Source organism: Reyranella sp. (genome assembly GCF_030651995.1).
Classification (GTDB): Bacteria; Pseudomonadota; Alphaproteobacteria; order Reyranellales; family Reyranellaceae; genus Reyranella.
In genome coordinates, this window is sequence record NZ_JAUSBN010000040.1 from 63729 (window position 1) to 78980 (window position 15252).

General features: G+C 65.7%; 16 protein-coding genes. 5 read left to right on the forward strand and 11 right to left on the reverse strand.

The features are described 5' to 3' along the window. Positions 1 to 134 precede the first annotated feature (134 nt). Positions 135 to 1577: a D-alanyl-D-alanine carboxypeptidase family protein gene (locus Q7V45_RS12005; protein WP_304852142.1), complete on the forward strand. Its 1443-nt coding sequence runs from the start codon at positions 135 to 137 to the stop codon at positions 1575 to 1577. On the opposite strand, the gene Q7V45_RS12010 is transcribed toward Q7V45_RS12005, so the two are convergent. The 10 genes from Q7V45_RS12010 to fabD form a co-directional block, all read right to left on the reverse strand. Further along, positions 1546 to 1980 carry a gamma-glutamylcyclotransferase family protein gene (locus tag Q7V45_RS12010; protein WP_304852144.1) on the reverse strand — a complete coding sequence of 145 codons (435 nt, stop codon included), beginning with the start codon at positions 1978 to 1980 and terminating at the stop codon, positions 1546 to 1548. The genes Q7V45_RS12005 and Q7V45_RS12010 overlap by 32 nt on opposite strands. After that, complete coding sequence (gene pgmG, locus Q7V45_RS12015) at positions 1980 to 3383, reverse strand: phosphoglucomutase/phosphomannomutase PgmG (protein ID WP_304852147.1); 1404 nt, start codon at positions 3381 to 3383, stop codon at positions 1980 to 1982. The genes Q7V45_RS12010 and pgmG overlap by 1 nt, the downstream gene beginning before the upstream one ends. Before the next feature lie 34 nt (positions 3384 to 3417). Beyond that, on the reverse strand, positions 3418 to 4734 hold the full coding sequence (locus Q7V45_RS12020; RefSeq protein ID WP_304852149.1) for a UDP-glucose/GDP-mannose dehydrogenase family protein: 1317 nt from the start codon (positions 4732 to 4734) through the stop codon (positions 3418 to 3420). A 4-nt stretch (positions 4735 to 4738) separates the two neighbouring features. Further along, positions 4739 to 5614, reverse strand: a complete 876-nt coding sequence (gene galU / locus Q7V45_RS12025) for a UTP--glucose-1-phosphate uridylyltransferase GalU (protein WP_304852151.1) — start codon at positions 5612 to 5614, stop codon at positions 4739 to 4741. A 117-nt stretch (positions 5615 to 5731) separates the two neighbouring features. After that, positions 5732 to 6442 carry a molecular chaperone DnaJ gene (locus Q7V45_RS12030; protein ID WP_304852153.1) on the reverse strand — a complete coding sequence of 237 codons (711 nt, stop codon included), beginning with the start codon at positions 6440 to 6442 and terminating at the stop codon, positions 5732 to 5734. 3 nt (positions 6443 to 6445) lie between these two features. Then, positions 6446 to 7483, reverse strand: coding sequence for an endolytic transglycosylase MltG (mltG, locus tag Q7V45_RS12035; protein ID WP_304852155.1), 1038 nt, complete (start codon positions 7481 to 7483; stop codon positions 6446 to 6448). A 22-nt stretch (positions 7484 to 7505) separates the two neighbouring features. Further along, positions 7506 to 8762 (reverse strand): beta-ketoacyl-ACP synthase II, encoded by a 1257-nt coding sequence (gene fabF, locus Q7V45_RS12040; protein WP_304852157.1) that lies wholly within the window; start codon positions 8760 to 8762, stop codon positions 7506 to 7508. A 34-nt stretch (positions 8763 to 8796) separates the two neighbouring features. After that, positions 8797 to 9036 (reverse strand): acyl carrier protein, encoded by a 240-nt coding sequence (locus Q7V45_RS12045; RefSeq protein WP_295135853.1) that lies wholly within the window; start codon positions 9034 to 9036, stop codon positions 8797 to 8799. Between the two features lie 134 nt (positions 9037 to 9170). Beyond that, entirely contained in the window at positions 9171 to 9911 is a 741-nt protein-coding gene (fabG, locus tag Q7V45_RS12050) for a 3-oxoacyl-[acyl-carrier-protein] reductase (RefSeq protein WP_304852163.1), read from the reverse strand. Positions 9912 to 9923: 12 nt separating this feature from the next. Beyond that, positions 9924 to 10865 carry an ACP S-malonyltransferase gene (fabD, locus tag Q7V45_RS12055; RefSeq protein WP_304852165.1) on the reverse strand — a complete coding sequence of 314 codons (942 nt, stop codon included), beginning with the start codon at positions 10863 to 10865 and terminating at the stop codon, positions 9924 to 9926. A 237-nt stretch (positions 10866 to 11102) separates the two neighbouring features. On the opposite strand from fabD, the gene rpsF reads away from it, so the two are divergent. The 4 genes from rpsF (at position 11103) to Q7V45_RS12075 (ending at position 14171) form a co-directional block, all read left to right on the forward strand. Then, positions 11103 to 11558, forward strand: a complete 456-nt coding sequence (rpsF, locus tag Q7V45_RS12060) for a 30S ribosomal protein S6 (protein WP_304852167.1) — start codon at positions 11103 to 11105, stop codon at positions 11556 to 11558. Then, positions 11555 to 11788: a 30S ribosomal protein S18 gene (rpsR, locus tag Q7V45_RS12065; RefSeq protein ID WP_295135841.1), complete on the forward strand. Its 234-nt coding sequence runs from the start codon at positions 11555 to 11557 to the stop codon at positions 11786 to 11788. Before rpsF ends, rpsR begins: the two co-directional genes overlap by 4 nt. A gap of 21 nt (positions 11789 to 11809) precedes the next feature. Next, positions 11810 to 12451: a 50S ribosomal protein L9 gene (gene rplI / locus Q7V45_RS12070; RefSeq protein WP_304852235.1), complete on the forward strand. Its 642-nt coding sequence runs from the start codon at positions 11810 to 11812 to the stop codon at positions 12449 to 12451. An 82-nt stretch (positions 12452 to 12533) separates the two neighbouring features. Then, positions 12534 to 14171 (forward strand): iron ABC transporter permease, encoded by a 1638-nt coding sequence (locus tag Q7V45_RS12075; protein ID WP_304852171.1) that lies wholly within the window; start codon positions 12534 to 12536, stop codon positions 14169 to 14171. On the opposite strand, the gene Q7V45_RS12080 is transcribed toward Q7V45_RS12075, so the two are convergent. After that, positions 14146 to 15180 carry a Fe(3+) ABC transporter substrate-binding protein gene (locus Q7V45_RS12080; RefSeq protein WP_304852173.1) on the reverse strand — a complete coding sequence of 345 codons (1035 nt, stop codon included), beginning with the start codon at positions 15178 to 15180 and terminating at the stop codon, positions 14146 to 14148. The two genes, Q7V45_RS12075 and Q7V45_RS12080, sit on opposite strands and share 26 nt — an antisense overlap. Positions 15181 to 15252: the final 72 nt, after the last annotated feature.

Below are 15252 nucleotides of genomic sequence, written 5' to 3' on the forward strand. Positions count from 1 at the left end.
ATCCGAACCAACTAGGGCAGCAGGACGGCAGGACCAAAGTTGCACCGGTCCCCAAACTTTAGTAAAGTTCGAGCAACAGCTCATAACCTATTGGATGAGCACAAGAATCAGATTTCGCGTGTGGCGTATTCGCAATGATATTTCCCCTCAGGCGAATTGCGGTCGGCTTTTCCTGGCTGGCTGTCAGCATTCTATTTCTGGGTGCCTCGCTCGCGCCATCGCCGGTTGACGCCCAGACCAAGGCGAAGTCGGTCAAGCGCGCCGCGCCGCCCGCCAAGGCCCGCGCCAAGGCCTCCGCACGCAGCACTTCCTCATCCTGGGTCGCCAATCCGGCCGTTACCGCCAAGGACGCCTACCTGATCGTCGACGCGACCAGCGGCCGCGAACTGGCCGCCGATCATGCCGACGATCTTCGTCATCCGGCCTCGATCACCAAGCTGATGACGATCTACCTCACCTTCTCGGCCTTGGATTCGGGCCGGCTGTCGCTCGGCGACGGGCTTCCGGTATCGGCCAATGCCCTGAACGCGCCGCCCACCAAGATGGGCATGACTCCGGGTGGCACCGTGAATGTGCGCGACGCCACGATGGCGCTGGTCACGCGCTCGGCCAACGACGCGGCCGTCCTTCTGGCCGAGGGTCTCGCGGGGAGCGAGGAGGCTTTCGCCCGCGTGATGACCCAGAAGGCCCGCCAGCTCGGCATGAGTTCGACAGTGTTCCGTAATGCGTCGGGCCTGCCGAACAGCGAGCAAGTCACCACGGCCCGCGATCTCGCCAAGCTCGCCAATGCGCTGATGCGCGACTACCCCCATTACTATGCGATCTTCTCGGCGCAGAGCTACAGCTACCGCGGGCGCGTCCTGACCAATCACAATCGCATGCTGGGCAACTACGACGGCGCCGACGGGTTGAAGACCGGCTACACGAACGCCTCGGGTTTCAATCTCGTGATGTCGGCTGTACGCGACAACCGCCGCCTGATCGGTGTCGTCATGGGTGGCACCAGCGCTGCCCAGCGAGACCGCACGATGGCTGCCCTGATGGATCGTAGCTTCACACTGGCGTCGGCTATGCAGCTCTCGCCCTGGACGTCCGTGCGCAAGCCGCCGTCGGCCCGTTACACGGCCGCGCAGTTCGATCCCGGCGCCAGCTTCGCGGAGGCCTATCGCCCGCCGGCCACCCCGTCGAAGCAGGTCAGCCCCAAGTATGCAGGCTTCGTTCCGCCCGCGCCGGCAACACCGGCTGCCCCGGCAGCCTTTGCAGCCGTCCCTCCGGCTGCGCCTTCCGCTTCTTCGGACATGCCCGCTCTCGGAAGCTGGGTGATCCAGGTCGGTTCGTTCAGCGAACCGCAGGCCGCCCAGGCGGCCCTCGAGCGCGCGACCGCGGCTTTGCCGGACGCGCGCTCGGCTTCGGCGATTGTCGACGAGATACAGATGGCAAACCGCGTATTCCATCGCGCGCGGCTCATCAACCTGTCGCAGAATCAGGCCGTCGAAGGCTGCAAGCGCCTCGAGAAGCGGAAAGTCTACTGCTCGGCGCTGCAGGTCACCGCCTGGAATACGCCGGGTGCCCGCTGAGGGCTCGCCTGAGCCGGTCTACGAACGATCGTTTGTGACGACGCTGCCAGAGCGTCAGGTCCCACAATTCCCGGCTGGGCTTTAGCCGCGACTGGATGGGCTCAAAAACCGACACGTCGGTCATCCTGCCCCGCACCTTCACCCTGAGCGACACGACCCTATAGCCCGGGCCCTCGTAGGCTGCGAGGTGCGCGACGTCACGGACGCTGAGACCTCCCACGATCGCGCCCGGCACCTCGCCGCACGGATCGGCGATGACGATGGGATAGGTCGCGCCCTGCACCCGCCGCCGCGCATGTCCAGGCAGGCGTGCTTCGGTATAGGCCTGAGGCGGCAGCCGCCGTCCCAGGACCAGGGCCGTCACGTCCCGATCGAGCAACGTGCCATAGAAGAAGAAGCGCATCAGTGGTGGCCGGACGAGGCATCGTCCGGAAGCTCCACGCCGCATGCCGCCAGGGCGGTCTTGAGGTCAGTCATGAGCCGCTCGAGACCGGCTTCGTCTGCCGCCTCGCAACGCGCCACCAGCACGGGCTGGGTGTTGGACGCCCGCAGCAGCCACCATCCGTCCTTGGTGCTGACCCTCACGCCGTCGATGTCGGAGAACTTGGCGCCATCCTTCTGCAGCTTGGCCTTGACCTTCTCGACGACCCCGAACTTCTGGTCGTCCGGGCAGTCGAAGCGAAGCTCGGGCGTGTTGACCGGCTGCGGCAGCCCGTCGCGCATCTCCGCCAGGCTCTCCTTGGCGTTGGCCACGATGTTGAGCAGGCGAAGGCCGCAATAGAGCGCGTCGTCGAAGCCGTAGAAGGTATCGGCGAAGAACACGTGGCCGCTCATCTCGCCGGCGAGCGGCGAGCCGATCTCGGCCATCTTGCTCTTGATCAGCGAATGGCCGGTCTTGAACATCATCGGCTTGCCGCCGGCCTTGGCGATCTCGTCGAACAGGACCTGGCTCGCCTTCACGTCGGCGATGATGGTGGCCCCGGGATGGCTCTTCAGCACGTCGCGCGACCACAGGACCAGGAGCTGGTCGCCCCACAGGATGCGGCCTTTGCCGTCGACAGCGCCGATCCGGTCGCCGTCGCCATCGAAGGCGATGCCGAGGTCGCAACCCTGCTTCTTCACCTCGGCAATGAGCTGCTCGAGGTTCTTCGGCACGGTCGGATCGGGATGATGCGACGGGAAGGTCCCGTCGACCTTCTCGTTCAGCACGAAATGCTCGCCGTCGAGCTTGTCGACGACGGCGCGGATCGAGACACCGACGGCGCCGTTGCCGGTGTCCCAGGCGACCTTGAGCTTCTTGCCGGGCTTCACGTCACGCAGCAGCCGCGCCGCATAGTCGGCGAGGACCGGTCGCTTCTCGACCTTGCCCTGCCCCGTCTCCCAGTCGCCCTTGCCGGCCATCGCTCCCAGCGTCTGGATGTCGGCGCCGAAGAACGACTTCTTGCCCATCATCATCTTGAAGCCGTTGTAGTCGGGCGGGTTGTGCGATCCGGTGATCTGGATGCCGCCGTCCGCTTCGAGGTGATAGACGGCGAAGTAGAGCATCGGCGTCGCCGCGAGGCCGATGTCCATCACGTCGATACCGGCCGCGGTCAGGCCCTCGATGCAGGCGGCCGCCAGTTCGGGAGAACTCAGCCGGCCATCGTACCCCAGCGCCACGCGCTTTCCGCCCTTGCGCCGTACCAGCGTGCCGAGCGTGCGACCGATCGCCCGCGCATCCGCGGCGTGCACGGTCGCGCCCACGATGCCGCGGATGTCGTACTCACGCAGGATGCTCGGATCGAACTTGTGCGCCATCTGGCTCATGCAATGAACTCCGGAAGAGGATCGTCAGGAAGTACTATGAGCGCGGGCCAGGGCGGCCGACGCCTTCGTAGGCAAAACCGAGGGAACGCATTTCCTCGGGATCGAAGATGTTTCGCAGGTCGACGATGCGCGGCTGGCGCATGGTCTCCTTGAGACGGCGCGGGTCGAGGCCGCGGAACTCGTGCCATTCGGTGATCACCACCAGAACGTCGGCCCCGGCCGCCGCCTCGTGCGCCGTCTTCGCAAAGGTCACGTCCTTCAGCAGGTGCCCTGCCTCCGTCATGCCCTCGGGATCGAACGCCACCACCTTCGCCCCCGCCGCCTGCAGCGCCGGCACGATGTCCAGCGACGGCGCATCCCGCATGTCGTCGGTGTTCGGCTTGAACGTCAGACCCAGCACCCCGATCGTCAGCCCCGCCACCGACCCGCCGCAGAAATCGATGACCTTCTGCGCCATCTTCTTCTTGCGGCTGTTGTTCACCTCGATCACCTGCTCCACGATCGTCTGCGGCGCATTCGCCTCGCGCGCCGTATAGGCCAGCGCCAGCGTGTCCTTGGGGAAGCACGAGCCGCCGAACCCCGGACCCGGGTGCAGGAACTTCCGACCGATCCGCCCGTCCAGCCCGATCCCCCGCGCCACGTCGTGCACGTCCGCTCCAACCCGCTCGCACAGGTCCGCGATCTCGTTGATGAACGTGATCTTCGTCGCCAGGAATGCGTTGCCCGCGTACTTCGTCACCTCCGCCGTCTCGATGTTGGTGAACACCATCGGCGTCTGGATCAGGTTCAGCGGACGGTAGATCCCCGACATCACGTCCCGCGCCCGATCGCTCTCCACCCCGATCACCACACGGTCGGGCTTCATGAAGTCCTCGATCGCCGCGCCCTCGCGCAGGAACTCCGGGTTCGACGCCACGTCGAACTCCCCGGCCGGACGCGCCTCGCCGATGATCCGCGCGATCTCGCGCCCCGTCCCCACCGGCACCGTCGACTTCGTCACCACCACCGTGTAGCCCCGGATCGCCCGCGCGATCTCCGCCGCCGCCGCGTAGACGTAGCTCAGGTCGGCATGCCCGTCGCCCCGACGCGTCGGCGTCCCCACCGCGATGAACACCGCATCCGCATCCCCCGCCGCCGCCGCAAGGTCCGTCCCGAACCGCAGCCTGCCCGCCTCCACATTGTCCGCCACAAGCTTGTCGAGACCGGGCTCGTAGATCGGCATCACGCCCTTCAGCAGCCGGTCGATCTTCCCCGCATCCTTGTCGACGCAGAAAACGTCGTGCCCGAAATGAGCGAAACACGCCCCGGACACCAGACCGACGTAGCCAGACCCGATCATCGCTATACGCATGTACTCAGCCTTTCAGCATACGAGTCAGAAGTGCCCGCGTGTCTGCACTGGTATCTGTCCGATGCAGGGCCACGGCGACATTGGCTTCGAGAAAGCCGAGGCGGCTGCCGCAATCATAGCGCTGCCCGGCATAGCGCAGCGCATGGAACGGGCTCTGCCCGATCATCCTGGCCATGGCGTCCGTGAGCTGGATCTCGCCGCCGGCGCCGGCTTCGTGCCGGTCGAGGTGATCGAAGACTTCCGGCAGCAGAACGTAACGGCCGATCAGCGCCAGGGTGGAAGGCGCCTCTTCCGGTTTGGGCTTCTCCACCATGCCGGTGATCTCCGACAGGTTGCCCTTTTCGTTCTTCACGGCTGCGATACCGTAGCTCTTCGTCTGCTCGCGCGGTACTTCCATCACGGCCACCACGCTGCCGCCGGTCTTCTCATGCGCCTGGACCAGCTGCCCGATGCAGCTCGGTGTGTCGATCGTCAGTTCGTCCGGCAGCAGGACGGCGAACGGCTCTCTCCCGATCCAGTGACGGGCGCACCATACGGCGTGGCCGAGACCAAGGGGCTTCTGCTGCCGCGTGAAGATGGCGTTGCCCGGCTTGATCGTGGCGCCTTGTGTCTGCTTCAGCTCCGCCGCCTTCTTGCGCTGCTCGAGCGTCGCCTCGAGCTCGTAGGCGTGATCGAAGTGATCCTCCAGCGCGCCCTTGTTGCGCCCCGACACGAAGACGAACTCCTCGATGCCGGCGGCGAGGCATTCCTCGACCGCGTACTGAATGAGGGGGCGATCGACGACGGTGAGCATCTCCTTCGGCATGGCCTTCGTTGCGGGAAGGAACCTGGTGCCCAGACCGGCGACCGGCAGGACGGCTTTACGAACAGGCAGCGCCATGCTTTTCGACCTCATTGAACGGCGGGATTGCATATTAAAATCAATGATTTGACAGGACCGTGGCGAGAGGGCCCACGGGCTGCGTTTGATGCCATGTCAGCGCGCGCTCTGGCAAGGTCATCCACCGAGCAGCACATCCTTGGCGCGGTTGATACGCGCGGCGAGGTCCGCCGTTCCACCGACATCGGGATGCATGCGCTGGATCAGTCGCCGGTGCGCCGCCCGGATGTCATCGACACTGGCCCCTTCGGCCAGCCCCAGCACGGCCAACGCCTCTTCACGTGTCATGTCGGTACGCGGGCCGCGGGGCGGTGGCGTCTGCTGCGTGTTACGCCAGTCGGCGCCGAGCCGGCGGTCGAGATAGGCTTCGAGGACACGAAGCGAATCGGAATCGGCCGCGCATTCCGCCCGCAAGTCGATGAGCTCGGCGTCCGTCAATGCATCGAGAGTGCGCCCGGCAAATCGGCCGACCAGCACCGTGCCGCCGACGTCGCCGCTACCATGATCGATCCAGGCCTTGAGGAAGGCCGTGCCAACCTCGGTGCGCTGTCCGGTTCCCGGCGAGCTGAAGCCACCGGACGGGCGATTCCTGACGGCCCGCGCGATCAGCGCAGTGATGACCACGCCCGCCAGTCCCATCAGCTCCGGCAGGAGGCCAGGCAGGAAGCGCAGGCCGAAAATCAGCATCCCGCCCACGCCTATGCCGCCCAGGACCACCATGACGACCCGCAGCACCCGCGCCATCGAGGACGGGTTGGCTCGCAGGAACCAGGCGGCCACGAGCGCGATCGCCGCCAGGACCAGAAGCGCCAGCAGGACCGCCGGCATGATCTACTGCCGGGTGGTCGGCGGCGCCTGTGGCGCCGGCGCTTGCGGCTGCGTCTGGGATTCCGCCCGCTCGCGCTGGATCTGGCGCCAGCGCTCGACGTTGCGATTGTGCTCGGGCAACGTCAGCGCAAAGGCGTGGCCGCCCTGTCCGTCGGCCACGAAGAAGAGCGACCGGTCGCGCGCCGGGTTGGTCGCCGCGACGATCGAAGCACGTCCGGGATTGCAGATCGGCCCGCGCGGCAGGCCCGCGATCACATAGGTGTTGAACGGGGTGTTCGATTGCAGGTCGGCCCGCGTCAGATCGCGACCGATGGGCGCTTTGCCCTCGGTCAGACCGTAGATCGTGGTGGTATCGCTCTCGAGTTTCATGCGACGGCGCAGCCGGTTGATGAACACCGCGGCCACCCGGGTGCGTTCGGACGGCACCGCCGTCTCCTTCTCGATCATCGACGCCAGGATGAGCGCCTCGCGCTTGTTGGCGAGCGGCAGCCCGGCGGCGCGCTTGCGCCACGCCTCGTCGAGCGTCTTGTCCATTGCCTCCTTCATGCGCAGGAGCAGCCCGTCGCGAGTGTCGTCGCGCGAATAGAAGTAGGTTTCCGGCAGGAGATCGCCCTCCTTCACGTCGAGCGTGATGTCACCCGTCAACGCTTCGGTCTTCCGGACAAGTTCCAGCACTTCGGGCGTCGTCATGCCCTCGGGAATCGTGAGGCGACGCTGCACGACCTTCCCCGACTGCAGAAGCTCCACGAGCGCGTGCATCGAGGTATGGGCCGGCACCTCGTACTCGCCCGCCTTGATGGGCTTGGGCGAGGGATCGATCATCAGGGCCAGGCGGAACAGGCGAGGATGGGCGATGACACCCTCCTCCTGCAGAAGCTTGGACATGGTGGCCGGACCCGCGCCGCGCGGGATTACGATGTTCTTGGTCCGCTCAAGCGGCCCCTGGGCCGTGAGGATGGCATGACCGACATAGATCGAACCGCCCATCAGGGTGACGAACAGGGCGATGAAGAAGAGAACCCAGCGGAAGTAGCTGAGCATGACTCAGCTCCTCAGAAAGATATCAGACGGGTCCGACGATCAGGGACGCGTTGGTGCCGCCAAAGCCGAACGAGTTGCTCAACGCGTGGCGGACCTTGCGCTGCTTGGCCTGCTTCGGAACGAGATCGATGTCGCAGCCCTCGTCCGGCTCGTCGAGATTGAGAGTCGGCGGAACGGCCTGATCGATCAGCGACTTGATCGCATAGATGGCCTCGATCGCACCGGCAGCCCCCAGCAAATGGCCGGTCGCCGACTTGGTCGACGACATCGACAGACTGTAGACATCCTGACCGAAGGTGCGCTTCACGGCGCCGAGCTCGATCACGTCGGCCATCGTCGACGTGCCGTGCGCATTCACATAGTCGATCTGGTCCGTACCCAGATTGGCGCGCTTGAGCGCCGCCTTCATGGCGCGCATGGCACCGTCGCCGTCCTCGGACGGAGCCGTGATGTGATAGGCGTCACCCGACAGGCCATAGCCCAGAATCTCGGCATAGATCTTGGCGCCGCGCTTCCGGGCGTGCTCGTATTCTTCAAGCACGAGGCAGCCGGCACCCTCGCCCATGACGAAGCCGTCGCGCCGCTTGTCCCAGGGACGCGAGGCCTGTGTCGGCGTATCGTTGAAGTCGGTCGACAGCGCCTTGCAGGCATTGAAGCCCGCGATGCCGATCCGGCAGATCGCGGCTTCGGCGCCGCCGGCGACCATGACGTCGGCGTCCTCGTACTGGATCAGCCGGGCCGCATCGCCGATCGCGTGTGCGCCCGTGGCGCAGGCGGTGACGACGGCGTGATTCGGTCCCTTGAAGCCGTACTTGATCGAGACCTGTCCCGAGACGAGGTTGATCAGCGCCGACGGTATGAAGAACGGGCTGACACGGCGAGGTCCCCGCTCCTTCAGAATCAGCGACGTCTCGTAGATCGTCTGGAGGCCGCCGATGCCGGAGCCGATCATGACGCCGGTCCGGTTGAGACCCTCCTCGTCCTGCGGCATCCACCCGGAATCCTCGACCGCCTGCTGGGCGGCCGCGATTCCGAAGATGATGAACTTGTCGAGCTTCCGCTGCTCCTTGGGCGCAAGGTAGTCGTCCACGTTGAAGTGGCCGTTTGCCTTGTCGCCCTGGGGCACCTCGCCCGCGATCTTGGTCGCGAGGTCCGAAGTGTCGAAAGCCTGGATCGACCGGATGCCGGACTCGGCCGCCATCAGGCGGCGCCAGTTCGTGTCGACGCCGTCACCCAACGGCGTCACCATACCCATGCCGGTTACGACAACACGCCTCATCGTCCGCCCTTCCTCGTCCAGGAACCGGTGAGGGTCAGGACTTCGCGGTGCCCTTGATGAAGCCGATGGCGTCGCCGACGGTCTGGATCTTCTCCGCTGCATCGTCGGGAATCTCGATGCCGAACTCTTCCTCGAACGCCATCACCAGCTCGACCGTGTCGAGGCTGTCCGCGCCCAGATCGTCAATGAACTTGGCCTCTTCCTTGACCTGCGCGGCCTCGACGCCGAGATGCTCGACGACGATCTTCTTAACGCGCTCGGCAATATCGCTCATTGTCTTATCCTTCCCGTGTATCCAACAAATTCCGGTCGCCAGGGGGTTGGCGAATGCCGGGCTCTTAACATAGCTCCCGTGCCATTGGCTAGGTCCGAAAAGCCCACAGAATCAGGCACTTGTAGGCCTGAGTCTCAGATCATGGCCATCCCGCCGTTGATGTGCAGCGTCTGACCTGTGACGTAGGCGGCCTCGTCGCTGGCGAGATAGACCACGCCGGCCGCAATCTCTTCGGGCGTACCCAGCCGGTCGGCAGGAACACGCCCCAGAATGGCTTTTTTCTGGTCGTCGGTCAGCACGTCGGTCATCGGCGTGGCGATGAAGCCGGGTGCCAGGCAGTTCACGGTGATGCCCCGCGACGCCAGCTCCTGTGCCAGCGACTTCGACATCCCGATCAGGCCGGCCTTGGCGGCTGCATAGTTGGCCTGGCCCGGATTGCCGGTGACGCCCACGATCGAGGTGATGTTGATGACCCGGCCGAAGCGCCGCTTCATCATTCCGCGCATCGTCGCGCGGGTCAGGCGAAAGGTCCCGGTCAGGTTGACCTGCAGGACCTTCTCCCATTCCTCGTCCTTCATGCGCATCGAGATGTTGTCGCGCGTGATGCCTGCATTGTTCACGAGGATGTCGAGCTTGCCGCCCATCGCGGCTTCCGCCTCCTTCGCGAGCCGCTCGATGTCGGCCGGATCGTCCATCCTGGCGGCGACGACGTGCGCTCGTTCGCCGAGCGAGGCCTTGAGCCCTTCCAGCGCCTCGGCGCGGGTGCCTGACAGGGTGACGGTCGCGCCCTGCTTGTGCAGCGCACGCGCGATCGCGCCGCCGATGCCACCGGACGCACCGGTCACGAGAGCTGCCTTGCCGGTCAGATCGAACATGGCATTCTCTCCTTATGCCGTCTTCAGGAAGGCTTCGATGTCAGAAGGCGTGTTCAGTGCCAGGCCGGTCATGTCCTTGTCGATACGCTTGACGAGACCCGACAGGACCTTGCCGGTGCCGCACTCGACCAGCGCGTCGACGCCCTTGGTTTTCATATACTCCACGCTCTCGCGCCAACGAACGAGGCCGGTCACCTGTTCCACCAGCCGCTGCTTGATGGAATCAGGGTCGCTGAGCTCGGAGGCCAGCACGTTGGAAACGAGCGGCACGCGCGGCGGCATCAACACCACCTCCTCCAGCGCGACCTTCATCGCATCGGCGGCAGGCTGCATCAGCGGGCAATGGAAGGGTGCGCTCACCGGCAGCATCATGCCGCGCTTGCACCCCCGGGACTTGGCGGCCTCGATGGCCCGCTCGACCGCTTCCTTGTGGCCACTGACGACGATCTGGCCGCCGCCATTGTCGTTTGCGACCGCGACCACCTCTCCCTGGGCCGCTTCCTTACAGGCTTCCTGGGCGGCCTCCAGCTCGATCCCGAGCAGGGCCGCCATGGCGCCGACGCCGACCGGCACGGCCTTCTGCATCGACTGCCCCCGCAGCTTCAGGAGGCGCGCGGCATCCGGGAGCTTGAGAGCGCCGGCCGCGGCAAGCGCGGAATACTCGCCGAGCGAGTGGCCCGCGACATAGGCGGCGAGCGACGACAGCGGCTTGCCCCCGTCCGTCTCCAGAATCCGGGCGACTGCGACGCTGACGGCCATGAGGGCGGGCTGGGCGTTCTCGGTCAGGACGAGGTCGCTCTCCGGCCCTTCCCGCATCAATTTCGAGAGATTCTGCTTCAGCGCCTCGTCGACTTCGCCGAAGACCTCCCGGGCGGTGGCAAAGGCGCCGGCGAGGTCGCCGCCCATGCCAACGGCCTGCGATCCCTGTCCCGGAAAGACAAAAGCCCGACTCATGCGCGTTTTCCCCTAGATTCGGCTTGAATTGCGGCAGTCATACCGGCGTAACCAACGCAGTCAAGCCGCGTGGGGAATACTTGCTTTCAGGCCGCTTGCCTGTATAACCGCCCCTCTTCGGGGCCTCAGTCGACCCCGATCTCCTTGCCGCCCCGGCGCATTCCGCGATGGGACGGCTAGATCCGACCGGTTCCTCGGAACTCCGGGTCGCTAACAGCCATAAGGAGCCGAATCTACATGGCACTCTACGAGAATGTCTTCATTGCGCGTCAGGACGTTGCGACGACGCAGGTGGAGGCCCTGACCACCCAGTTCGCCGAACTGGTCACCAGCCTGGGCGGCACCGTCTCCAAGAAGGAGTACTGGGGCCTGCGTTCGCTGACCTACCGCATCAAGAAGAACCGCAAGGGTCACTACACGCTGCTCAACATCGACGCCCCGTCGGCGGCGGTGAAGGAGCTTGAGCGCACGATGTCGATCAACGAAGACATCATTCGCTACATGACCGTGCGCGTCGACGAGCTCGAGGAAGTGCCGTCGGCCATCATGGTCCGCAGCGCCGAGAAGTCCGACCGTCCGGGCGGCGATCGTGGCGACCGTTGGGGCGATCGCCCGCCGCGTCGCGAGCGTCCGCGCTTCGGCGACGAAGGCGTTGCCGCTCCGTTGGTTGCTGACACGGGAGAAGAAGCATGAGCGCCCAGCGTCGTCCATTCACCCGCCGCCGCAAGAGCTGCCCGTTCTCCGGCGCCAACGCTCCGAAGATCGACTACAAGGACGTTCGCCTCCTGCAGCGCTTCATTTCCGAACGCGGCAAGATCGTTCCGAGCCGCATTTCCGCAGTCTCGTCCAAGAAGCAGCGCGAACTCGCCCAGGCGATCAAGCGAGCGCGTTTCCTGGCGCTCCTGCCCTACCTCATCGCCTAGTCGGGAGACGAAATCATGCCGATGAACGTCATCCTGCTTGAGCGCGTGCCGAAGCTCGGCCAGATGGGCGACGTTGTGAAGGTGAAGCCCGGCTTCGCCCGCAACTTCCTCCTGCCGCAGAAGAAGGCGCTGCGCGCAACCAAGGACAACATCACCTACTTCGAATCGCAGCGTAAGGTCCTGGAGGCGCAGAATCTCGAGCGCCGCCAGGAAGCCGAAGCGGTCGGCACCAAGATGAGCGACCTCAAGGTCACCATCATCCGCCAGGCCTCCGAGGCGCTGCAGCTCTACGGTTCGGTCACCTCGCGCGACATCGCCGACGGCGCCGGCGCGCAGGGCGTGAAGATCGAGCGCAGCCAGGTCGAACTGGACAAGCCGATCAAGGCGCTGGGCGAGCACAAGATCAAGATCCACCTCCATCCGGAAGTCGTGGTCGAGATCTCCGTGTTGGTCGCCCGTTCTGCCGAGGAAGCCGAATTCCTCGCCAAGGGCGGCAGGCTGGTCGCGGAGACCGAGCGTGCGGCCCTGGAAGCCGCGGAAGCAGCTCAGCGCGCAGCCGACCAGGCCGCCGCACTGTTCGAGGCCAAGTCGGCCGAGGCTGCCGAGGGCGAAGGCGAGACCGCCGAGGCTGCGGCCGAGGAAACGCCGGCCGACCAGAAGTAAATCGCGTGCCGACAGGCACTGCGCAGCTCTTCGAACGCATGTCATCGCACCGCGATGGCATGCGTTTTCTTTTGGTGCATCGATGATCTGGCGTTTGGGCGCCCTCGCTGTGGCGGCTGTCGTCGCGCTGCCCCTGCTCGGAATCGCGTCCAGCCTGTTCAGCGACCAGGGTGAACTCTGGCGTCACCTCGCTGAAACACAACTCCGCGACATCGCGGGCAACACCATCGTCCTGCTGATCGGCGTCGGGCTCGGCACCGTCGTGATCGGCACGGGCACGGCCTGGCTCGTGACGATGTGCCGGTTTCCCGGAAGCCGGATGCTGCAATGGGCGTTGCTGTTGCCGCTCGTCATGCCGACCTACATCATCGGCTATGCCTATGCCGACCTGCTGACCTTCGCCGGCCCTCTCCAGTCGGCGCTGCGCGCCGCCATGGGGTGGAGCCGTGGCGACTACTGGTTTCCCAACTTCGGATCATCCCAGGGCGTCGCCCTTCTCTTCACGCTGGTCCTCTACCCCTACGTCTATCTGGCTGCGCGCGCGGCGTTCCTTGCCCAGTCACAGTCGCTGCTCGAGGCGAGCCGCATCCTCGGCAACGGGCCGTGGCGCACCTTCCTGCGCATCGGCCTGCCGCTGGCCCGACCCGCCATCGCCGCAGGCGCGGCCCTCGCCCTGCTGGAGACCCTCGCCGACTTCGGCACCGTCCAGTATTACGGCATCCACACCTTCACCACCGCGATCTACCGGACCTGGTACGGCATGGGAAACCGCGAGGGTGCCGCTCAGCTCTCCATGGTCCTCATCCTGATCGCGATCGCCCTCGTCGCGGTGGAGTTTCGGTCGCGCGGACGGGCGCGGTTCACGATCGCTTCGAACCTGCGCTACGTCGCCGAGCCGGTGCAGCTTCCCCTGATCGCGGGCCTCGCCGCGCTGGCCGCCTGCGCCCTGCCGATCCTGCTCGGCTTCGTCGTGCCGACGGCGCACCTCGCGCAGTTGGCTTTGTCGTCCGGAGTGCTGGTGACCGACCGGCAATTCATCGGCGATGCCCTGAACAGCCTGCTCCTGGCGACGGTGGCGGCAGCGATCATCGTCGGTCTTGCCGTATTCCTGAGCTACGCTGGACGGCTTGTCCGCCGCCGGTTTCTCCACCGCACCATCGCCTTCGCGTCGCTCGGCTACGCCATCCCCGGCGCCGTCATTGCCGTCGGCGTGCTGCTGCCGCTGGCGTTCGCCGATCGCGGCCTCGACCTGCTCTCGCGGCAGGTGCTCGGCGTTCCGACCGGCCTGCTGCTGAGCGGCACCGCCTTCGCCCTGGTCATCGCCTATACGGTTCGCTTCCTCGCCGTCGGCATGGCCAACGTCGCGCCCGGACTTGCCGCGATCGATCCAGCCATGGACGCCAGCGCGCGGATCCTCGGGGCCCGGCCACGCGAAGTCCTGTGGCGCATCCACCTGCCCATGCTGCGGGCACCGGCCCTGACGGCCGGCATCGTCGCATTCGTCGAGGTCCTGAAGGAGCTGCCGGCAACCCTGCTGATTCGGCCCTTCAACTTCGACACGCTGGCCATCGGGGTTTACCGTTTCGCATCCGACGAGCGCCTCGCCCAGGCGGCCGTCGGATCGATCCTCATTGTCACCGTGTCGCTTGCGCCGGTGATCCTCCTGAGCCGCACTGTGGCGGCGTCGGGACGGCCTACTTCCAGCCGGCCCGGTCCATGATCTTCAGCGCCTCGGCGTTGTTCTGCGCAAAGACGCGGGCGTTGAGCTGATCTTCCTTGAAGGTGCCGAGCGCCTTTAGCTGCGGCGACAGTTCGACCGAGGCCACGACCGGGTACTCCGAATTGCCGTCGGCGAAGTACTTCTGGGCCTGCGGCGAGACCAGGTACTCGAGGAACTTGACCGCCGCCTGCTTATTCGGCGCGTGCTTGGCGATACCACCCGCGCTCAGGTTCACGTGAGTGCCGCGGTTGGCCTGGTTCGGGAAGATCACGCCCAGTTTGGCGACGACCTCGCGGTCCTCCGGCTTGGCCGAGCGCATCAGGTTGACGAAGTAGTAGGTGTTCACGACGGCGACGTCGCCCTCGCCGGCTGCGGCGGCCTTGATCTGGTCGGTATCGCCGCCGCGCGGCGGACGCGCCACGTTGGCGGCGACGCCCTTCGCCCAGGCTTCCGTCTTCTCCGGACCGTTGGCCGCCAGCACTGAGCCGGTGAGCGACTGATTGTAGATGTTGCCCGATGAACGCATCAGCACCTTGCCCTTCCACTTGGGATCGGCGAGATCCTCGTAGTTCTGTGGGCCGGTGGCAGCCTGCATCTTCTCCTTGTTGAAGACGAAGACTCGGGCACGCTTGGAGAAGCCGAACCAGGTGTTGTCGGGATCGCGCAGGTGCGGGGGGATGGCCTTGACCAGAACGGCCGAATCGGTCGCCTGCAGCAGCCCCATCTCGCGCGCGCGCTCGATGCGGCCGGCGTCGACCGTGATGAACACGTCGCACGGGCTCTTGTCGCCTTCGGTGCGAAGACGCTGGATGAGCGGATCGGGCTCGGCGTCGATGCGGTTGATCTTGATGCCCGTCAGGTCGGCGAAATTGCCGTACAGGGCTTCGTCGGTCTTGTAGTGACGGGCCGAATAGAGATTGAGTGTCCCGCCCTGCGCCCAGGCCCGTCGGGCGATGAACACACCGGAGCCAAACGCCAGGCCAGTCTTCACGAGCGCACGTCTCTTCACGTCTTCCTCCGATGCGAGTGAGTATCAATTCCCGGATATCACCCGGAGTGCATATTGGCAATCCAAATGCGA